Source organism: Candidatus Velamenicoccus archaeovorus, assembly GCF_004102945.1.
Classification (GTDB): Bacteria; Omnitrophota; Gorgyraeia; order Velamenicoccales; family Velamenicoccaceae; genus Velamenicoccus; species Velamenicoccus archaeovorus.
In genome coordinates this window covers 780,402-800,513 of record NZ_CP019384.1, presented here as the reverse complement: position 1 = coordinate 800,513, position 20,112 = coordinate 780,402, and the positions used below count along the sequence as shown (strand labels likewise).

Sequence of the window (20,112 nt, the reverse complement as noted above, 5' to 3'; positions counted from 1 at the left end):
AGTAAAAGCTGGAACGTCACCGCAAAAGGAGGGACCATGAAAGCTTTCCTGATAGGCCTGCTTTTTCTTTTTGTCCTCGGTTTCCTGCTATGCGCCGGCATCATCCTCTTTCCGTTTTTGATGCTTCTCGTTCTATTCTTAAGGATCCTCATTGTCCTCGCCCTGGTCATCTTCTCCATTTGGCTCCTGGGAAAAATCATCATCCTTTTCTTTGAAGAGCTTCGTGGCGGCAAAACAGGGAAACGTGAACAAAAGGGAGGAACCATGGCAGAAAAAGAAATCGGCGTCATCTCGCACTATTTCGGGAAGGTCTCCGTCGGCATCATCGCCCTGAACGATACCCTCAAAGCCGGAGAGACGATCCATATCAAAGGCGCGCACGATGATTTCATGCAAAAGGTGGAATCCATGCAGATCGAGCATGCCGATGTCAAAGAAGCCAAAAAAGGCGATGCTGTCGGCATCAAAGTAGCGCATCCTGTCCACGAACACGACAAAGTCTATAAGATCATTGCCTAGATTGATTCTCTTGTAAACTTGTCCACCTTCTGAAAAAATCGGCAAAAGGCCTCTCTAAAAAGCACTGCAATGGAAAACAAGCTCCCAAACTGGCTACTCATTTCCATAGGTGTCGTATCGTTTCTATCTCTTGGTTTTCTTCTGATCTGGTTAGCCTCTACGGGGACCATTAAATACGAAGAATCGCAGAAAGACATCGCGCCCATCCACACCCAACAGCAAGGAGCGGGTTACAGGTCCTTACTGGAAAAGAACAACGAGAAAATAAAAACCCTCCAATCCCATGAGACCCTCCTGCAGGATCAAAAGGAAAAAGAACTCAATCAGACGCGCTGGGATACAAAAGACCGGCTCCAATTGATGAGCACCCAAAAGAAACTTTCAGATATCTGACTGCTCCCGATCGATATTTCATCCTGCCCCTTCCGGCCATCCTTTTTTGCAGATACGAACTAAAAATACCTAAGCAACTAAAAATACCTAAGCAAAGGTAAACCTTTCACCCCTGAAATCGTCTAATATATAAAACATCATAAGGAAACCCCCATCAGGGAAGTCTGTTCTACAACCGGTCTACGCTGATAGTGGTTTTAGACCACCGTCGACTTCAATCGGGGTAACCGCCGCTTGAAAACGGCGGCTTTCTCTAACGGGGTAAATAAGGGGAGAAAATTATGAAAAAAAGGGCAGGCATTCTGATCGTCATGGCAGTGTTTTTCACGTGCGTTCCTGCGGCAAGGGCAGACTATGTCGTCAGTCTTGGTTTCACCAACGCAGACAGACCTATCTACGGCAAGAGACATGGAAGAGACCGTCTTTTCTACACCAACTACGGTCACTATCCTCACGGATATTATTACTGGCCTCCCAGGCCTCACACCCGCGTTTATACGCAAACCGTCATCAAGACAATCGAAAAGACAATCGAAGTCCAGCCGAAACAAGCGATCTTTTCAGATCAGGAAAAACTTGGCATTTCAGACATCATCTTTTTGAGCAAAGCCGGAATCAACGATGACGTCATCATTGACAAGATCGCCATAACGCGCGCCGTCTTCAAGCTCACAGCCGAAGAAGTCAGCACGCTGGTCAAGGAAGGCGTCAGCAACCGCGTGATTAATTTTATGCTGAATACGGCCAAAAAGGCGGCTTTTTAAAAGAAAGAAAAAAAGGAGAGAAGCACAAATGTAAACCCATTCCTTACCTGCCTTGATATCCACACAAATGTGTGGCATTCTTCAGGTACCCACCACCGCGGCGTCCAACACAAAGAATCACGATTCCTCCCCAGATATACCTACAAAATATCCGATCCGTTGCAGAATTCTCACCCTTTGTAGAACTGTGTAAGTATCGAAGAATTCAATCGGGCATCCGCACAGCCTGGACCCCATTTTCGGACCGCCCCTTGGAGCTTGGAAAAACTATGGAGCCCCCGCGGCTTTACAGCCCTCGGCTTTGCCGAGAGGCGAGCCCGTAGTGCCTGTCTGCATTTCCGCCGTTGCCGAGACCTCGCCGGCTGACAGCCGGCGGGCATCCACGAGTTCACGCCCATGATTTTCCCGCCAGAGGCTCTGGATCGTCCAAGGCGGCTGCGCGAAGGCGGATAAAAAACGCATAAATACATAAATAAAGGAGGTTTTGGATCAGCCTGTTCCATCTGCGGCCAGCTTAAAACCACACCCGAAAGCATGCTGGTTGCGAATTTCGGCCGGACCGTTGGATCCTGGCTGTACCAAGCTTTAAGGACAGATGGAAATCCATCCTACAGAAAAGGCGCAACCGACACAGCCGAACCTCTAAAATCCATCGGCCATTCCTACACGCTGTCAGCAGAAATATGTAACCGGAATGTTGTCTTTTCATGGCTCAGAATGCTGTCAGAAATGGTCGCCCGGCGCGCCAGAAAAAACAGGTGCCAAGGAAAGACCATCAGCCTATGGATCAATTCCAAAAATGAGTCTTTTGTAAGACAAAAAACCTTTTCAATACCCCTTTTAACGGCTGGGAGATATTCATGCATTCTAGGGCCATTTTTGGCCAAAAGAAGGGCATTTTTAGGCCTGTCAGAGCCCTCGGTGTCACCCTCTCCGGCCTCGTTTTTGATGAAACCCCTCCCTTGTTGCCTGAACAAAAAAGAAGGGAGGCCCTCCTCATGGCCCAGGATAAAATCAACGCCAGATATGGCGGCTAGACCATCTCACCGGCCGTCCTGACCGGAATTCATCCCGAGTAAGATAAAGTAGGGCTTTTGGGACATATTTTAAAGGAATTAAAACCAGGTAAAACCAAATACTCAAAATAAGTGTCTGAATATCATTTTTCATAACCTATTATAATACCGCTTGTCTGCGTCAATCTTTCATATATGCTCAAGTTAACATAATATATATTATAGGAACTTGCAGAGATTTGTTTTTATGGTAAAATAAAGCTGTTTTTAGAGCTTCCAGATTGAATTTTTGCCAGATAAATATCCCTTTTATCCAAAATCTTTAGATCAAAAATATAGAGATAAACTATGAGGAAAAAATATAAATCGATGGGACAAAGAAAATCATGCCGGATGATTTTAGCCGGGCAGACAACCTTCAAAAAACACCAAAAGGTTATAATTTCTTTAGGGCTACACCGACCTTCAAAAAAATCGCTTATTTTTTCGTTTTCTGCCTCCTTCAAGCAATCTTTAAGAACTAGCCTAATGGCTTTCTTGTTCCACAAAAGAAACAAAAAATACAACAAAAAACGGCCTTAAAAAAGGCCGTTTTTCCAACCATTATCTCGATTATACAAAGGCTATTCGATGGGCGCTCCTGATGAGGTGTTGCCGACCCTGATGACACCGGATTGATCCAGGAAAAACTCCCGGACGCCTGTCACATTAGGAGTCTGGGGTGCGGCAACAACGGAATAGGTATTCGTGCCCCCTGTCCAAGCAAAACTGTAACCAGACTTATTGCCGCTGGCAAGAACCACATCGATAAAAGGCGGCTCTGTCCCGCTCATTTCGCTTAGATTCCCTGGAAATCTTGCCGGAATCTGAGCCATCCTAAAAGCCTCTGCCGCGGACGTCAACGTTTTCAAAGAAGCTACGGCAGACGCCTCATTGGCATTGATCCTAGCCCTGACAAGATTTGGGATCGCGATGGCGGCCACCGTGACAATGATGGCGACAACAATCAGGATCTCAACCAGCGTGAACCCTTTATGGTCAATTTTTTTCATCTCCATAGGCACATATTATACGAAATCGCTGCCAAGAAGTAAATGCTTTCGGCAAGAAAAAGCCCCCTCGTTCCTCAGGGGGCTTTTTCTTCTCTTATCATCTTGTATTATCTTGTTTTTAGTCCCATTCCGGGCTATTCAACTGGTTTGTACTTCTTGGGATTTTTGTCACTTTTACCAGACATGGATTTCGGACTCCCCTTTTTTGCAGGACTTCCGGAATGATGCCGCTTGTCGCGAACATCTTCTTTCCTGTCGCGCACGTCTTCATGCCTGTCGCGCCTATCTTCGCGCCGATCAATCCTGTCTTCTTTATGATCGCGCTTGTCTTCGCGACGGTCCGCTACATCCTCCCGCCGGTCGCGGATGTCTTCCATCTTATCTCTCTTCCAAGCCTCCGTGCCTTTAGGGGGATTGTGTCTGGCATCCCAGGCGTCTTCCTTGCGATCACGAATATCCTCCCTGCGATCCCGGACATCCTCCTTATGGTCACGGACATCTTCCCTCCTGTCCCATCTGTCTTCCCGCCGGTCACGGACATCCTCTCTTCTGTCCCTACGGTCTTCCCTCAGATCGCGGGGGCCCTCACGAAATTCTCTGGGAGGGCGATGTCTATAGCCCCCTTCCGGTCCTTGCAGTCCTGGCGCCCCTTCTCCCGAAGACACCTGACCGCCTGGCGGCTGTTCCCCAACGGGCCCTCTTCTTGGGGGCCGATTCCCTCTTTCCTCACGCGCACCCTTAATGTCCTCTTTCAATTCCTGGCGTGATGATTGCAAATCTTCCATATCTTGCTGGCGTTGCTGGATATTCCCCTGATGAACTTCGTGAAGCTGCTGACGAAGCTGCTTGGCCGTCTCCTCATCGCCGGACTGCACAGCCTGATGGATCTGGTCTCGCAGATTTTTCTCTTCCTGCCTGGCAGACTGGGCGTTCTGCCTGATCTGGTCCTGCTGCCCTTTCAGCTCCTGCTTGTCAGAGCCGATTTCTTGTTTCAGATTCGTACCGGAATCGGAGGTCGTCTCGTCTTCCTGCGCCATAGCCAAGGTGCCCGTCAAACACAAGACACCTGCGCTCATGCACAGCAGAATCATTCTTTTTCTCATAATTCCTCCTTTTTTCGCCACGAACACCCAAAAATCCTTGCGTCTGTTTAGACGAACGTCTTGCAAAAAAGTTTACTTCCGTAGAATCCCCCCCCCCCAGACTTTAAGTCTGGGACTCCTTTTTTCTAAGGAAGAAGCAAAACGCACAAAAATAGTTTACTCAATAAACAAACTTTTGTAAAAGGAATTTTATTAGTGCGCAGGGATCGTGGAAATCGGCAACCTGCAAAATAAGAGTGGGGGATCTTGGTATTTCAGCTAAGATCTTCCAGAGGAAGGACGAACGCTTTGACGCCTTCTTTTCCGATCTGTTTGCGCAGCTCTTTGACACAGGCAAGGAGACGCGCACCGTCTTTATCTTCGCAGGCCACATAAAGAACATTGTTTTTCCCAGGCCAGATATCATTTCCCAGATGAATCCCCGATGTCTCTCCGCTGCCGAAAACACCAATAACCTTTGTATAATTTTTTAAAGAACACACTCGCAAGGCCTCCATCACCTCGGCGTCAATGGCTTCGTTATAACAGATCATGACCATCTTCATCCCGTTAGACATATCTCCACCACCTTTTCTCTGTTCGCCGAAATTTCCTTTTTTGGCACTCCTGTGGCTCAATCTTCATATCATCCCATCAAAAACTTTGTCTAACGGGATTCATGATTTCGCCCCTCCATTCTTCTTGAGCCTATTCTCAAAAACGGCATACAGTATAGGGACAAAAAGCATCGTAATAAACGTAGATACCAGCAGCCCCCCAACCATAGTCACACCCAAAGGCTGCCAGCTCTCCGAACCCTCGCCTCTCGAAAGAGCCAACGGCAGGAGACCGACAAGGGTCGTGATCGTCGTCATCAGGACGGGCCGCAGTCTCTCTTTGCCGCCCTGGGTGATGGCCTGCTCCATCGACATTCCGCGGGCGCGCAGGATATTGATATAACTGATCAAAACGATGGCATTATTGACGACAATGCCCATCAACATAACAACGCCAAGAAAACTGATAACGTTCAATGTGCTGCGGGTCACCAAAAGACCGAGAATAACGCCCGTAAATGTAAAAGGCACCGCAAACATGATAATAAAAGGGTCCAGCAGAGATTCGAACTGAGCCGCCATAACCATATAGACGAGGATAATACCCAAGGCCAAAAGAAGGGCCAGATCCCTAAAAGCCTTGGTTTGCTCTTCCGCCTCGCCGCCGAAATTTATATAGATGCCGGCCGGCAATACCATCTTGTCTGTTTCCTTTTTGATATCCTCAATGACTTTCCCGGATGACCTATTAAAAGTATTGCAGGAAACACGCACCACTCTTTCGCGGTTCTGGCGCTCGATCTCTTCGGGACCAACGGTCTCCGAGATCGTCGCGATATTGCCCAGTCTTATCTGCTTGCCGGAATAAGGCGATGCGATGGCCAGATTCTCAACATCTTCGATCTTTTGGCGGTTGGACTCCTCCAGCCTGACATAGATATCATAGGTCTCGCCTTTTTCACGGTATTTTGTTGCCACCGAGCCTTCGATATAAGTCTTAACACTGTCGGCGATCGTTTCCATATCAATCCCTAGGACCCCTATCTTTTCTCTGTCGACCTTGATGACCAGTTCAGGCCGCTTCAGCTCGCGCGAGATGGAGACATCGACAGCGCCGGGGACCTTCTCCATGATATTTTTGAGTTGGTTGGCAACGGCATCCGTCGCCTCAAAAGAATGACCGATGATCTCAACCTGGATGCTCTTGCCCCCCGTTCCCGTGATCAACTGCCCCAGAGGGTTGCCTGTCGTGATATCCACCTTCAGGACACCCGGGATCTTGGCGATCTGCTTTCTTATAACCTGGCCGACTTCCTTGACGGAACGCTTTCGTTCTGTTTTGGACACAAGCTTGACGCCGGCAGAAACAACATGGCTTCCGGCCGCCTGACCAGACGTCCTGCCGATACCGGCTACCTGGCCGCTCCTAACGAATAGATATCGTCTCTCTGGCGCCTCTTTGACAAAAATATCTTCGATTCTTTTTGCCACCTTGTCAGACTCTTCGACCCGGGTCCCGATAGGAAGCTCGACTGTCACCCTGACGTCGCCGGAATCCTCCTCAGGAATGAATTCATTGCCGACAAAAGGCGCCAACAGAAGACTGCATGCAAACACAATGGAAAAGCCGATCAAGGTAAATTTCCTATGCCTCAGACACCGCTCAAGAGCATGAGCATAGAAATTTTCCCATGAAGTAAAGATCTTCTCGGAAAAATCATAAAACTTCGCGAAGATGCCTTGTTTTTTCTGCGACGGAGAACTTACTCTTAACCATTTGGCGCAAAGCATCGGGCTGAAAGTAACGGCCGTAAAGAGAGACGCCAGGAGAGTTACGATAACGATGATCGCCAATTCACCAAACATGATACCGACAACACCCGAAATGAACAACATGGGCAAAAAGACCACAACGGTTGTCATCGTCGAGGCGGCAATCGCCAGGAACATCTCGTTGGCTCCGAAGATCGCCGCTTCTTGCGGCCTGTTTCCCTTCTCCAGACGGCGATGGATATTATCGACAATGACGATGGCATTATCTACGACCATGCCGCTCGCAATGGCAACGGAAGAAAGACTGATCGTGTTGATGGTCTTGCCGCTTAAAAATAGATAGACAAAGGTGAATAGATTCCCCCGCCTTTACAGGCGGGGTTCTGTTAAAAGCCAAGCTCCGCTTGTCCTGTGTCTTCCTTGCCTTGCATCTCAACGTACTTCTTGATGACACCCTCATTGACGCCTACTGTTGAGACGAAAAATCCCGTGGACCACATACCCTCATTGTCCCAGTAGAACTTCTTGAGGAAACGAAACTTCAAGCTCAGCTCCCGGGACGTATTTTTCTTCAATGTCTCAACAACCATGCTCACAGCGTATTTCGGCGGAATGACCATGTGCAGATGCAGATGGTCTTCGGCGATCCCGATCGCCATATACTCCCAATCAGGATAATACTCGCATGCCTCTTGAAGTTTCGTTCTCAGGTACTTGGCGACACCCTTGTTGAGGATTTTTCGTCTATACCGGGTAACCCATACAATGTGGTACTGCGTCTGATAGACCGCGTGGGCGGATCGCTTTAATCGCATGGATTCAGTATATCATAACCTCCGGAAGACACAGGAACGGGCTCTCACCCCCGCCTTAACAGGCGGGGAACTCCCGCTGAGTTAGAAGAGAAAAGGGAATTGTCAAAGCAATGATCATGCTGGGAGCGGATTGCCTCAGGAAAAACCACACGACAAAAATAACCAAAACAATAGCCACCCAAACAGAAGACGTCAAGCTATTGACCGAATTGATGATATCCTCGGAAGTATCAAAAATGATCTGCATATGCACATCGGAGGGCAGCGTCTTCTCGAGTTCCGCGATCTTCTTCTTGACGCGTTCAGCCACCTCGACCGTGTTGGTGCCTGTCTGCTTCTGCACCTGCATCAGAAGCCCTGGGTTCCGGTTGATACGCACGATCATCGTGACTTCCTTGAAGCCGTCCTCAACGCGTGCGACGTCTTTCAGAAAAACGATCTTGCCGCCGCTCTTGCCCAGGATGACGGAATTGATCTCATCAGGAGTCGCAAATTCTCCCGGAAGGCGCAGAAGATAATCCGTCAAGCCCATTTTGATGTTGCCGACAGGCTGAGTGATATTTTCCTTATCAAGCGCATTTGTTATGTCCAGGATGGAAAAACCGTATCCTTCCAGCCGCTCCCTGTCGATCCACACATTAACCTGTCTCTGAAGACCGCCAAAAAGATTGACCGTCCCGACGCCCGGTAGCTGTCTCAGGGCATCGCCTACCGAATTATCGATAAGGTCGTAAAGCTCAGGATAAGTCTGGTTAGCCGTGATGCCGAAAAAAACAATGGGAATATTGGCTGTGTTGAACTTATAGAGAAACGGATTATCCATCTCATCGGGGATATCAGGCAAATAACGCTTGGCCTGTTCAATGCGGTCGCGGATATCGTTGGATGCCTCATCCAGGTTTGTCCCCCACTTAAACTTCAAGGAGATAACAGAAGCTCCTTCCATGGAACGCGATGTGATCTTCTCCAGTCCGGGTGTCGTGGCCAGCTGGTTTTCCAGCGGTTCCGTCACCTTGATCTCGACATCCTGCGGGTTGGCGCCCGGATAAGCGGCGATAACGGAAATGATCGGCGGTTCGATCTCCGGCATGATATCAATGCCGATCCTCGTCAGACTGTAAAAAGCCAGGATGATGATGGCGCTGAATATCATCAGATTGCTGACGGGTTTTCTGACTCCAAATTCAGGAAGACTCATTTCAACTCCTCGGTTTCGACAGAAACGCCGTCACGCAACCTCTGCTGCCCCATCACCACCACGACATCGCCGCTCTTGACGCCTTCTGTGATCTCCACGAATTCTCCATAACGGATGCCCGCCTTGACGATTCTCATCGAAGCCTTGTGATCTTCAACGGCATAAACATAAAGATTGTCCCCTTTTCCCATCAGGGCCTCTTTAAGAACGACCGGGACATTCTTGTGCTCTTCAATGATAAGCCCGACATCGGCAAACATCCCGGATTTCAGACGCCCCTCCTTATTGTCAATGGTGATTTCAATGGGCGCGCTGCGGGTCTCTAAGTCCACCACCGGACTGATCAGCGTCACCTTGCCTATAAAGACCACACCCGGATAGGCGTCGACCGTGATCTTCGCCTCCTGCCCCAGAGCAACAAAAGGCAAATATTTTTCAGGGATATCCAGATCGATCTCCATCTTTTCCATGTTGACGACAAAAGCTATCTGCGTTGTCGGCTCGACATTAGCGCCGATATCGACATTGATCCTGCCGACGACCCCCGTCAAAGGACTCTCGACAGGCGCCTTTTCAAACGTAAAACCGACCTCATCTCTGTCGATATATGCAATCACATCCCCTTTGTTAACGGGGCTGCCTTCCTCTTTGACTTTCTCTATGATTTTCCCGCTGACCTTGGGGTAAACGCCGGCCTCGTCTTTCGCTTTGATATTACCTACATAATCAAGGGTCTTCTCCAAGTCTTTTGTCTCCACCTTCATCACCTTGACCGGAATGACCTCTTTTTCTTTGACGGCTTCCGCATTTTTAGACCCGCAGCCGGCGATAGCAAAAAGGCCTATTGCCATACATACACACAAAACCCCATGGATGTCGCGCATCTTGTTCATTTGGCTCCTTCTAACTTCACATTATTGTTCATCAAAGTCAAACCTTCGCTCCTATCCAAATCGACTAGGGCAATGTTGTAGTCGATCAGGCTTTTAAGATAATCGAGGTCCGCCCTGGCATATTTATCCTGATAATCAAGCATATCATGCGTGGAGATCTGGCCTGCGGCATACCTCTCCCTCTGCGCCTCATAGTTCTTCCACTGAGACTCTTTCGCCAATTGAGACGCCTCCACCTGCTGTATGGCCAAATCAACCCCTCTAACCTTGTCCCTGACGTCCAGAATAATACTTTGTTCCAGCCTCTTGAGTTCCATCAGTCCCTGGGCCTTTTCCAGGATGGACTTATTGTAGTCAGCCCGTTCCGCACCGCCCCAGGGAAGACTTAAAGAAACACCCACGCTCCAATCTTTGTAATCCGAGCTGACATTCGACAGACTGTCGGAATAATCCGTCCCAAGGCCGTTCAGCCCGAAACTGCCGATCAGATCAACAGTAGGAAACAGGGCGTTCTTGGTCACCTTGATCCTGATGTCCTTGTTTTTCAGCTCGATTTGCTTGGCCTCATAGTCAGGCCTGTTTTTGAAAGCAGCTACCAGGCTGTCGACGAGGTCGACTTCCTGGTCGTCAAACAGTGGTTCATCCGTCAACGCAACGACCGCATTCCACATCCGGGGATCATCTACGATATTCGTAACGTATTTCAACTCATCCTCGGCTTTTTTCAGTTCCGTCTCAGCCAGGATCAAAGACCTGCGTCTCGTCAAGACGGCCGTCTCTGTCTCAAGAAGGTCCACGGAACTTACAAGGCCTTTTTCGTACCGAAGCTTGTTGATCTTCAATAGGTCCAACGCCATCTGCACGAAATCGTCCGCGATCTTATAGGCCTCGCGATAGTAAAAATAATCATAATAAGCCGTCTTGGTCTTTGTGATAATGTCCATGGCGATGCTCTTCAGGTTCTGCTCAGAGACTTTCTCGTCATTGGCGGCGATCGAAATATCTGCCTTGTTGACCGCGATGCCGAACCCTCTAAGCAAGGGCTGGGTGATCGTCACTTTCGGCTCTGTGGTATAAGAAGGGTTTATCGTCTGAAACGATGAGTTGCTGGAATCCCTGCTATTTAAAAAATCAAGGCTGTACTCAGTGCCGGTGATCAATTTCCCGGAGACGTTAAGATCAAGATTCAATTCCCTGGATGCAGAGACCCCGGCGCCCAAAAGCGTGCTCGCCGCCTGTTCCGTAGTGTCTGTCAGCATATAATCAAGATTCAAAGTCGGCTCAAACTCCGCCCGGGCAATACGGACGTCATCGGCCTTGATCTTCGGGTTGACGCTGGCGATCTTGATCTCGGAATTGTTCTTCAAAGCCAAAAGAATACAATCATAGACGCTCAGCGTCAATGTCTTCTTTTGCTTGGCTGTTTTGATGAACTCTTCCTTGCCCGGAACTGCGGGCTTTTCTTGTTCCTGTTTCTCTGCCGCAAGACATGACACGGTTCCCAGAAAAAACAGCAGCAAAAAAACAGCGGCGGCCGGTTTATGGTTTCTCATAAATAACATCTCGTATCTTCCTCAAAATCTTCAAGTAGGTCTGCCTCTCTTCTTCGCTGATCTTGCCAAAAATATGCTTGACCATCTTTTCCCTTTTGCGGCTGAGCTGTAAAAAAAGTCTGCAGCCTTTGGGCGTCAAATGGATACGGACCACCCGACGGTCATCTTGATCATACAATCTATCCAGTATCTTCGTGCCATGCAGCCGGTCGATCAATCCCGTGGCTGCCGGCAACGTGATCCCCATTTCCAGCGCGATCTGTGTCATCTTCATGGCCCCCTTGCGCCTTAGCATCTCCATGACAAGATACTGAGAGATAGTGATCTCTCCGCTGGTCACCTCATCGGCATGGCGTTTCAGGATCCCCCTCATGATCGTCGGCATCAACTGACTCATCTGCCGGGTGAATTCCCTTAAAGATTCTTGGGTCATATTTAACCTCTCTAATAGTTAACTAACTTAACTATTTCTAAAGTTAAGTATATGCCTGTATTCCCTGATTGTCAAGATAATTTGTGAGTTTTAAGGAAGGTGGTAGTATTTCTGGAGAGCCGAGCTCAAGTCGTCATCCCCTGTCAGGAAAGCCTTGATGCGTTCAACCCCCAAATAGCTGCGGATCTCATCAATCACCCGGGAATCCAGGGGGTCCGCCATGGCGACATACATCGTTCCGCCGACCTCTTTAACCGGCAGGCAACGGCAAGAAGCCGCCAAATGGCCGGGCAGCCGATTGACAATAAATGGATCGATAGCAAGTTCTTTTAAACTTAAATAAGGGACGCCTATTTGGAGAGACAGGATAGAAAATATCTTTTCTTCGCTGGCCATCCCCAGCCGTACAAGGATCGTGCACAGAAAATCGCGGTTTTTCTTTTGTTCATCCAGACCTCTTTGCAGGTCTCCCTCTGTAATGACGCCGTCTTTGACCAACAATGCACCGATGTAACGGTCATTATTCTGGATCGCGCTCACTTAAGCTCCCCCCTTTTGTACAAGGTCACGGCTGCCTTAACGATCTGGGGATGGAACTGGGAACCGCTGCAACGCTCAAGTTCCACGATCGCATAATCCCGCGTAAAAGCTTTACGATAAGGCCTGTCTGTTGTCATCGCATCAAAAGAATCCGCCACGGAAATAATGCGGGCAACATAGGGAATAGCCTCACCGCCTAGGCCTTCCGGATACCCCCTGCCGTCATGGCGCTCATGATGATGCTTGATGCCCAGAATCACTCCATCCAGATTCTTGATGGGGCCCAAGATCGTTGCGCCGATGAGGGAATGTTCGTTGATCTTTTTGCGTTCTTCTTCCGTCAAGGGACCGTTCTTGTTCAAGATAGACTCGGGCACGCCGATTTTACCGATATCGTGAAGCATGCTGGCGATATGAAGCTCCTCGAAGAATTTATCGTCGCTCCTTCCATTCGCATCGGCCGCAATCAGCTTGGCGATCGCCAGGCTGTATTCCGTCACCCGACTGGTATGCCCGCGCGTATAATGGTCTTTAGCGTCGATCGCCGCCGCCAAGGCCATCGTCGTCTCAAAAAACAGGCGTTTATTGCGCTCAATCTCCAGCTGCAAATCCTCGAAAAGGAAGGCATTGCGCAGGGCCATGGCCACGTCGTTGGCCAAGGCGATAAAAAAATCGATTTCCTCGTCCTTGAAACATTTCTTGCTGACCTTCTCTCCCAGCATCAGAACGCCCAGAAGATCATTCTGGAAATAACATGGCACGCTCACAACGGCATCGAAACTCTTCATTTGAAATTTTATGGCAATCAGGAGCTTTTCCGTTTCCGGATCATTATGGAAAAGCTCTTTTTTCTGCAGGAGATAATTGACGCGGCTGAGGATCAAGGCGCCATCTTCAAAAAAACTGAGGTATGCTTCTTTGTGGCGGAAAAAGCGGATGATCGGCGCATCGGGATCCAGGCGGATAAAGCCCGCCGGCAATTTTGCGCCAACCTGGCCGCGAGTGATGGTAACGATATAGCTGTTGCGGGTTTTTTCGTAAAGGAGGGTGCCTGCGTGCTCAATCTTAACTTTGCGCACGATCGTCCGCAGAATCATGCGGATGAGGGTATGCGGCTTATGGACAAGGATCATGTTCCTCGCCGCTTCTTCCAGTTCTTTTTTATAATTGACCCTCATAGGCAACCAAGCTGTTAAGCGTGAGTGGGCCCTTCAAAACCTCTTTCTATAATATAACCTAAAAATATGCTGAGTGTCCAGTACCGCGAGCGAACCGCCGAAAGGATCATAAGTAGACGACCCCAGCGGCGTGATGCCACCGACACCGTAATCGAAGATCAATTCCGCATCTTTTTCCATCTTGTAGCGCGTCTCAAGGAAAAAATTGTTGTGCCACTCGAAGATCCTCTCCCCTGTCGCATTCAGCATCAGCATATCGATCCACCGGGAATAGACATACTTGAACAAAAAAGACAACTTGGCCGTAGGGACGTAGGCGATCTCCAAGCCGTAATGGTTCATGTTGTCGTCGATCTGGCCGGCTTCTTTGAACTGGTTCATGGCAAGATCAAGATAGAATTCCAGCTGAGGAGTTGGTTGAAAGCTGAAGCCGAATTTATAAATATCAAAGTAGTCATAGGGGGGCAGGGGAAAATACTGTTGGCTGTAAAGGAAGGGGATGGCCTCACGGTAAACCTTTCCGTTCTCGACATAGGTCGTGTAGCTGGAATCATTGAACAGACCCCGGGGATAATTGTCCGTGGCCACCGTCGAGTCGTTGGTATGCTCATATACCGTATTCACGGCAACCATTTCATTCACCTGGTATTCCAGGCCTACGGAAACGGTTCCCAGGGAGGGGTCCTGTCCGCCGACGATTGAAGAATTCACCACATACGCATCCAGGTCTTCGTTATAAATGAATGGATCCACGCCCGCCGTCGTCTTATGCAGATTATGACGGATACCAAGAAATTTTGTCATTAATTTGTCCGTCACAGGATATTCCATCTGGAGGCGCGCGACATTCTCGATGAACCTGCCCGTCTGGGAATTATGCACGTTACGGACATCAAAGAGACCTTTGAGATAATGATCGAATATTTTCTTTTCCCCCTCTAGCCGCCAGCTGACGACGGAACGACCGCTGTCGATGCCATCGCCGATGGCAAAGGCCTCGATATCCTCGAACTTCATGGGTTTGGTCAGACCCGTGTAAATGTACAACGGGTGCTTACGGAAAGAAATATGACGGGACCAATACTCATCATCCCTCGTCTGGCTGTAATTGGACAGGGTTGCATCAAACCCCTGGGCCATGCGGACGGCACGCAACCGGCTCTTCAAAAACCACGCCTCATCCTGGCTGCGTCTGACCGCGCCGTAATCCTGCTCATAAAGATCTTCGGAGGGCCATCTATTGACCATGGAAACGAAATACGCCTGGCCACTTTTATGGGTTTCATAAACATCGTCGGAAAGGTCGTAAGAAGATTCCGAAGTCGCCGCCTGGATCACGAACTTGGTGCCGACGATCGGCTCCATCTTGCCGTCCAAGGAAAAGACATTGTTTAGGCCGTCTAAATTACTCTCATTAAAGCCGTAATGTCCGGCATGCGTAAAACCGATTCCGACGTTATACAAAAGATCATACGTCATCCTTGTCGCCGCCGCATAGGTCTCGAACTGGTCATAATCCGCCCAGAGGTTCTTGGGGCTGGCAATGGTGGACCTTAGCTTAAAATCGATGCCGTCATAGGCCAGCGTCCCGCCCCTCAAAGCCGTGAGGCGAACCCCGTCGCTGTCGCGGGTGTAAAATGCCAGAGAATCGTCCCATTGGCCTTTTGTAAAATCAACGGGCGTGGCGCCGGCATTCAACTGCCCCGGCTTCCAATCCGCCAGCCAAGGACTCTCCTCCCACCACGTATGATGATTGGAAACATTCAGGGGATCGTCGCTTGTCAACGCCTGATCCTGGAAGCCCATGGGGAAAAATCGAAAACTCAAGGACTCTTCCTTGTAATCCAGCCAGAATTCCCTGATGGGCATAAAAGTCCTATCAATCTTCTGGGATGGGATGGTAAACGTATTTTTGAAGGTAGAGGTAACGGTCGTTGGGGACGTCATTCCATCAATCACCTTGATTTCCGGCAGGGCCAGGCCGTCGCCATTCCTCAACGTGTTATAGATTTCATTGATGGTCCTGCCGGTATTTGACCAGTATTTCAATTCCACCTCGACGGCATCACCGCCTGCGCCGGTGACCGTGAACTTGTCGGACTTCCCCGTAAAACTCCAGGGATCAATCGTCAGATTGGTGTGGGCCGTCAACAAGCCATCCGAAACTGACTGAGGCTTGGTGTCGATGATAAAACGAAGGCGATCGTAGATGGCGGGGTCGAACGTGTTATAACGCGTATCGCTGAAAAGAATCCTGTAGTTACGCTCATTCAAATCGGCATTGGCTTCTTTCCAAATAAACTCATCCGGCGAACGCACCCCCATGGCCGCCTGATATTCACCTGAAATAGTCGCATAATCCGAAACCTGCTGCCCCGAAAGGCCCTCTTCGCCGGCGTGCTGTGCCCCTCGGCCAGATGGCGCCGCCTCGGATCCCGGCCTTCTTGAGAACTCCGCTAATTGACGGTTGACAATCTCTTCGCGGCTTGCCTGAACCCGTTTTTGGGATGCCGCGCCCTCCTGCGCATCCAGCATTTCGGCAATGACGGCGCTACGCGACGAACCCACCATTTCATTTGTCGCATTTATTTTAGAGATATAATATTGGGCATCGGCATTCTCCGGATCGACAAGAAGCGCCTTGTTGAATTCATGCAGAGCTTCCTGGTAACAGCCCATGCTGTAATACGTCATGGCTGTCTCTACGAGATACTGGGAAGTCGGAGAAAAAGCAAAAGCGGCCTGGGGCGGGATGATGATCGCAGCAACGATCAACAATGACAACGTTCTTTTGAGCATCAACATAGATGTCTGGAGCCCTCGCCCGCCGCTTACGGCGGACAGGGAATTCTGGTAAACGGAACTAAGGATCGATAACGATTCTCTGCAATACCTGCTTTTCAAGCTCATCGAGCATCAAAGGCTTATGCACGCAAGCCAGGACGTTGAATTCAGCCAGACGGTCCAGTATCTTCTGCTCCTCGACACCCGTCACCATGATCACTTTTGTCTGCTTCCCGGCTTCCCTCATTCTGCGCAATGTCTCAATGCCGTCGATGCCCCCCATCCGGATATCCAAAAGCATCAGATCAGGATCCAGGCTTTTAAGAAGGCTCAGGGCTTCTTCACCGCTCTCGGCTGTCACAACGTCAATCTTGCGCCTTCTGAAATAACTCTTGAGGTATTCCCTGACGTCTTCTTCGTCATCGACCACCATCAATTTGGGCATAATCTTTGCTCCTAAATGAAAATCTAAGAAAATAAATTATACAAACATATGTGAGGTAAGTCAAGAAAAATCAGAGGGTTATACTCTTGAAAAAACTAAGGTGAGCTTTTTAAAACTTTTGAAAAAGTTCCTCCCGTCAATCGATCGAGAAGCGCAGAAACTTCTTCAAGTCTGATTTTTCTTTTAGAAAGGTCTTCTGAGCTTAAAAAACCGTCGGAAAGCTCAATCAGAAGTCTTTTACGTTCATAATATAATTGCGTTGCCTCAGCGAGCACATCATTCCTCAACTGCACCATCAAACGTGAACGCACATCAATGCTTGTCTGATCAGGGGAATATATCAAATCACCCAATTCCCAGGACAGATTCACCTGCCAATCGTTAGGACCGACGGCGAAAATCCCATTATAGGATCCGTAGACATTATTGCCATATCCAAACGACAAATCCGGTAAAAACGCTTTAACTCTGGCCTCTTTATGCCAAGAGGCAATCTTATCATTGCTGACATCGCAATATCGTATGACCATTTGCTGGACTTCCTGGATAGTTGGTTCATATTCAGAATCTTGTTTGGTATCTTTGTTTATAGAGATCCTGATTTCGTCATTGCCATCATTCACTTCAAAAGCATAGATCCCCATAGACGTTGCGACGAAAATCTTTTCATTAATCAAAACCAGACCATGGCAAGCATTTAATGGAGCAATCACAGACCAACCATCCCCATCCATTCGAAACACTCCATTTTTTGTCGCAGCATACAGTGCCCCTCGAGATACAGACAGGATCAAATCAAGAATACCCTTTGAATCCAATCCTGTCAAAGGCAGCGACTCCCAAGTTTCTCCTTCATCCCGACTCCGGAATCCCCCAAGCGATGTTGCCAGATAGATCGTGGACGGCGTCCCCTTCTCCCCCATGGCTGCATAAATACGATTTGACACACCTTCCTCGGCGTTTTCTTCCTCATCTTCAGCCGCTTCCTCACGGCTTGAACCCGTACTCAAAGAAAAAACTTTTTCCCATGTTTTTGCTTTGTCTCTCGATCGATAGAGCCCGTCGGATGCCGCGACATAAAGAACCGTTCCTGCGGCATAAACATAATCAATCGTCTTATTTCCCAAGACAGCAATGCTTTTTGTCCATCTTTTTCCCTTCCCGGGTCTCACGAAGAGACCTCCTTTTGTGGCGATATAAATGTTCTGGCCAACGTCAACTGCCACACCATAACATTCATTTTCAGCATCCTGGTCGCTGGAATATATCTTGCAGGTCAAGGAAGAAACGGGATCTATTTCATATACCCCTTTCGAAGTAGCGGCATATCCAAAAGGTACATAAGAAGAAAATTCTATGCGGTTGACACGAACATCGGCAACATCCTCTAATACAATCTTTTGCCATGCTCCGTTTTTCGAAAGTTCCTTCCTAAAAATACCCCCATCAGTCCCGACCCAAACAACCTGACCTCCCGTTTCGTCCGAGCTAATCGACAAAGGTTTGCGCCCCTCCAATCCCCTTGAATCAAGACGCTCAAAATCACCGGCGTAGACATAACAATACCCCCAAAATCCCATCATGATTAAAAATACGCCGGCAAGGCCCAGCTTTTTTATCAAAACCCTACCCTTTATCATCGACATTCTCCATTTTTAAAAAACGAATCTTCATTCTTAACTCATCAAGCTCGTCAACTATCTTTTCAAACTCCTTATAATCCCGCTCAGAAACAGCCGAACTAAAATGTTTTTTAAGCTTCTCTCTGAGCACATTTCGTCTGCCTTGGAGCCTTTTCAATATCATTGCCTTATCTGTTTGCATCGCCATATCCTCCTCAACCGCGCATCAGACGGAATCAAACCCTCCGCCTTCATAAAATTACAGAAATCCATCCACTGCGGGGTTAATCCCGGACACCTAAACGGAGCACCTCTCAAACTCTCTTAGTTATTCGCTCGTCTTGGCTTCATACGCCTCCAAAACCACAGACATCACTTTATCTTTCGCTTCCGGCGTCATCGTCCTGACTGTTTCATACCATTTATTATCTTTACCTTTTTGTCGCGGCATAGAAACAAACAGACCATTCCTGCCATCCAACACCTGCAACCCCTTGACAAGAATTGCGCCGCTGATTTCGATATCCGCAAATGCCTTGATATTCCTGATTTGCGGATCCAGGCGATGGATCCTATTGACCTTGATTTCAAAAGACATATTCCTTCCTCCTTGTTAATACAACTGTTTTTAACAGCACCTATCTCTCTATTATTCCAGTGCCCACATAATAATTCTTACGTAACCAGACGTCGGATTCCAGGCATTGCCATTTTTGTCTCTGACACTGCCCAAATGATCTGGATCGGTCCGTATGGTTACAGTCGTCGGCGTCATCTCGGCAACAAAAACGCCGCCGCCATACTGCTGGTTCTGTCCTAGCCCCCAAGCAAATCTGCCGGAGCCATCACTATTTTCAGCAAGATAACCGACGACGATACATTTCGTTGTCCCCAGGTTATGCGTCTTCAGATAAGCTGCGTTACGGACGACCACGAACCAACCGCTATCAAATGTCTTCAAGGCCGCTGTAGGCAGTTTCGCATTACCGTCGAGCTTTACTGCCTTATTGGCCGTCGGTACTGCCGTAATATCGCCGGAAAGAACAAAATCACCTAAGCCTTTACCCAAGAACTTAACAGAATCATCGGCGATCTCCGACCGTATGGCATAACCGGAGCTTGTGACTTGTTGTCTGGGAACCATAACCTCGCTACCAACTTTGATCTCAAGATAATACGGCTTGTCAAAGGCAATATTCAAACCAGAAACAGATCCCAGGATCACATTAAACAGCCCCTTGTCCACAACAACTCCGGCATGCGTCTCCTGCCACAATAGATTTCCAGCTGTTTGCGCATCATAAATCTTGAAAGTAACATCATAGGCGCCTGTTAAAGGAATCCCGCTTGAATCCGTCAAGCGCCCTTGGTAATTAATCGCTCGTGGAATCGCCGCTGACACTTCCGATGTCCACAGAAAACTCAAGATCAAAAATACACCCCATCGTTCTACACTTCGCCAACTTTTCATAATTCCTCCTTTTGTTTCATTTTA

The 20,112-nt window shown here is 48.6% G+C and carries 21 protein-coding genes; 4 read left to right on the top strand and 17 right to left on the bottom strand.

Going from position 1 to position 20,112, the window contains the following annotated elements:
• Positions 1 to 36 precede the first annotated feature (36 nt).
• The 4 genes from BU251_RS09515 (at position 37) to BU251_RS09625 (ending at position 2,735) form a co-directional block, all read left to right on the top strand.
• Positions 37 to 519: a hypothetical protein gene (locus tag BU251_RS09515; protein ID WP_228767841.1), complete on the top strand. Its 483-nt coding sequence runs from the start codon at positions 37 to 39 to the stop codon at positions 517 to 519.
• Between the two features lie 69 nt (positions 520 to 588).
• On the top strand, positions 589 to 912 hold the full coding sequence (locus tag BU251_RS03420; protein ID WP_128699501.1) for a hypothetical protein: 324 nt from the start codon (positions 589 to 591) through the stop codon (positions 910 to 912).
• Between the two features lie 281 nt (positions 913 to 1,193).
• On the top strand, positions 1,194 to 1,676 hold the full coding sequence (locus BU251_RS03415; protein ID WP_128699500.1) for a hypothetical protein: 483 nt from the start codon (positions 1,194 to 1,196) through the stop codon (positions 1,674 to 1,676).
• A gap of 534 nt (positions 1,677 to 2,210) precedes the next feature.
• Complete coding sequence (locus BU251_RS09625; protein WP_128699499.1) at positions 2,211 to 2,735, top strand: DinB/UmuC family translesion DNA polymerase; 525 nt, start codon at positions 2,211 to 2,213, stop codon at positions 2,733 to 2,735.
• A gap of 580 nt (positions 2,736 to 3,315) precedes the next feature.
• Here BU251_RS09625 and BU251_RS03405 read toward each other — a convergent pair.
• The 17 genes from BU251_RS03405 to BU251_RS03325 form a co-directional block, all read right to left on the bottom strand.
• Positions 3,316 to 3,750 carry a type IV pilin protein gene (locus BU251_RS03405; RefSeq protein ID WP_228767840.1) on the bottom strand — a complete coding sequence of 145 codons (435 nt, stop codon included), beginning with the start codon at positions 3,748 to 3,750 and terminating at the stop codon, positions 3,316 to 3,318.
• 128 nt (positions 3,751 to 3,878) lie between these two features.
• Positions 3,879 to 4,847, bottom strand: coding sequence for a hypothetical protein (locus BU251_RS03400; RefSeq protein WP_128699498.1), 969 nt, complete (start codon positions 4,845 to 4,847; stop codon positions 3,879 to 3,881).
• A gap of 254 nt (positions 4,848 to 5,101) precedes the next feature.
• Positions 5,102 to 5,404, bottom strand: coding sequence for a PG0541 family transporter-associated protein (locus BU251_RS03395; RefSeq protein WP_128699497.1), 303 nt, complete (start codon positions 5,402 to 5,404; stop codon positions 5,102 to 5,104).
• A gap of 99 nt (positions 5,405 to 5,503) precedes the next feature.
• Entirely contained in the window at positions 5,504 to 7,465 is a 1,962-nt protein-coding gene (locus BU251_RS03390; RefSeq protein ID WP_228767848.1) for an efflux RND transporter permease subunit, read from the bottom strand.
• 77 nt (positions 7,466 to 7,542) lie between these two features.
• Positions 7,543 to 7,971: an IS200/IS605 family transposase gene (gene tnpA / locus BU251_RS03385; protein WP_128699495.1), complete on the bottom strand. Its 429-nt coding sequence runs from the start codon at positions 7,969 to 7,971 to the stop codon at positions 7,543 to 7,545.
• A 55-nt stretch (positions 7,972 to 8,026) separates the two neighbouring features.
• The gene (locus BU251_RS03380; RefSeq protein WP_128699494.1) at positions 8,027 to 9,169 is read right to left on the bottom strand and encodes an efflux RND transporter permease subunit; all 1,143 of its coding nucleotides are present in this window, start codon (positions 9,167 to 9,169) and stop codon (positions 8,027 to 8,029) included.
• Positions 9,166 to 10,062 carry an efflux RND transporter periplasmic adaptor subunit gene (locus tag BU251_RS03375; RefSeq protein WP_128699493.1) on the bottom strand — a complete coding sequence of 299 codons (897 nt, stop codon included), beginning with the start codon at positions 10,060 to 10,062 and terminating at the stop codon, positions 9,166 to 9,168. Before BU251_RS03375 ends, BU251_RS03380 begins: the two co-directional genes overlap by 4 nt.
• Complete coding sequence (locus BU251_RS03370) at positions 10,059 to 11,615, bottom strand: TolC family protein (RefSeq protein WP_164908840.1); 1,557 nt, start codon at positions 11,613 to 11,615, stop codon at positions 10,059 to 10,061. Before BU251_RS03370 ends, BU251_RS03375 begins: the two co-directional genes overlap by 4 nt.
• Positions 11,602 to 12,048 (bottom strand): MarR family winged helix-turn-helix transcriptional regulator, encoded by a 447-nt coding sequence (locus BU251_RS03365; RefSeq protein WP_128699491.1) that lies wholly within the window; start codon positions 12,046 to 12,048, stop codon positions 11,602 to 11,604. Before BU251_RS03365 ends, BU251_RS03370 begins: the two co-directional genes overlap by 14 nt.
• 90 nt (positions 12,049 to 12,138) lie before the next feature.
• Positions 12,139 to 12,588 (bottom strand): GspE/PulE/PilB domain-containing protein, encoded by a 450-nt coding sequence (locus BU251_RS03360; protein WP_128699490.1) that lies wholly within the window; start codon positions 12,586 to 12,588, stop codon positions 12,139 to 12,141.
• Positions 12,585 to 13,766, bottom strand: coding sequence for an HD-GYP domain-containing protein (locus tag BU251_RS03355; RefSeq protein WP_128699489.1), 1,182 nt, complete (start codon positions 13,764 to 13,766; stop codon positions 12,585 to 12,587). The genes BU251_RS03360 and BU251_RS03355 overlap by 4 nt, the downstream gene beginning before the upstream one ends.
• 33 nt (positions 13,767 to 13,799) lie before the next feature.
• Positions 13,800 to 16,571 carry a tetratricopeptide repeat protein gene (locus tag BU251_RS03350; protein ID WP_128699488.1) on the bottom strand — a complete coding sequence of 924 codons (2,772 nt, stop codon included), beginning with the start codon at positions 16,569 to 16,571 and terminating at the stop codon, positions 13,800 to 13,802.
• Positions 16,572 to 16,629: 58 nt separating this feature from the next.
• A complete protein-coding gene (locus tag BU251_RS03345) occupies positions 16,630 to 16,995 on the bottom strand; it encodes a response regulator (protein ID WP_128699487.1) in 366 nt (121 codons plus the stop codon).
• A gap of 95 nt (positions 16,996 to 17,090) precedes the next feature.
• The gene (locus BU251_RS03340) at positions 17,091 to 18,617 is read right to left on the bottom strand and encodes a WD40/YVTN/BNR-like repeat-containing protein (protein WP_128699486.1); all 1,527 of its coding nucleotides are present in this window, start codon (positions 18,615 to 18,617) and stop codon (positions 17,091 to 17,093) included.
• A 4-nt stretch (positions 18,618 to 18,621) separates the two neighbouring features.
• Complete coding sequence (locus BU251_RS03335; protein WP_128699485.1) at positions 18,622 to 18,825, bottom strand: hypothetical protein; 204 nt, start codon at positions 18,823 to 18,825, stop codon at positions 18,622 to 18,624.
• Between the two features lie 120 nt (positions 18,826 to 18,945).
• A complete protein-coding gene (locus BU251_RS03330; RefSeq protein ID WP_128699484.1) occupies positions 18,946 to 19,215 on the bottom strand; it encodes a septation protein SpoVG family protein in 270 nt (89 codons plus the stop codon).
• A 51-nt stretch (positions 19,216 to 19,266) separates the two neighbouring features.
• Positions 19,267 to 20,088 (bottom strand): hypothetical protein, encoded by an 822-nt coding sequence (locus BU251_RS03325; protein ID WP_128699483.1) that lies wholly within the window; start codon positions 20,086 to 20,088, stop codon positions 19,267 to 19,269.
• Positions 20,089 to 20,112 lie beyond the last annotated feature (24 nt).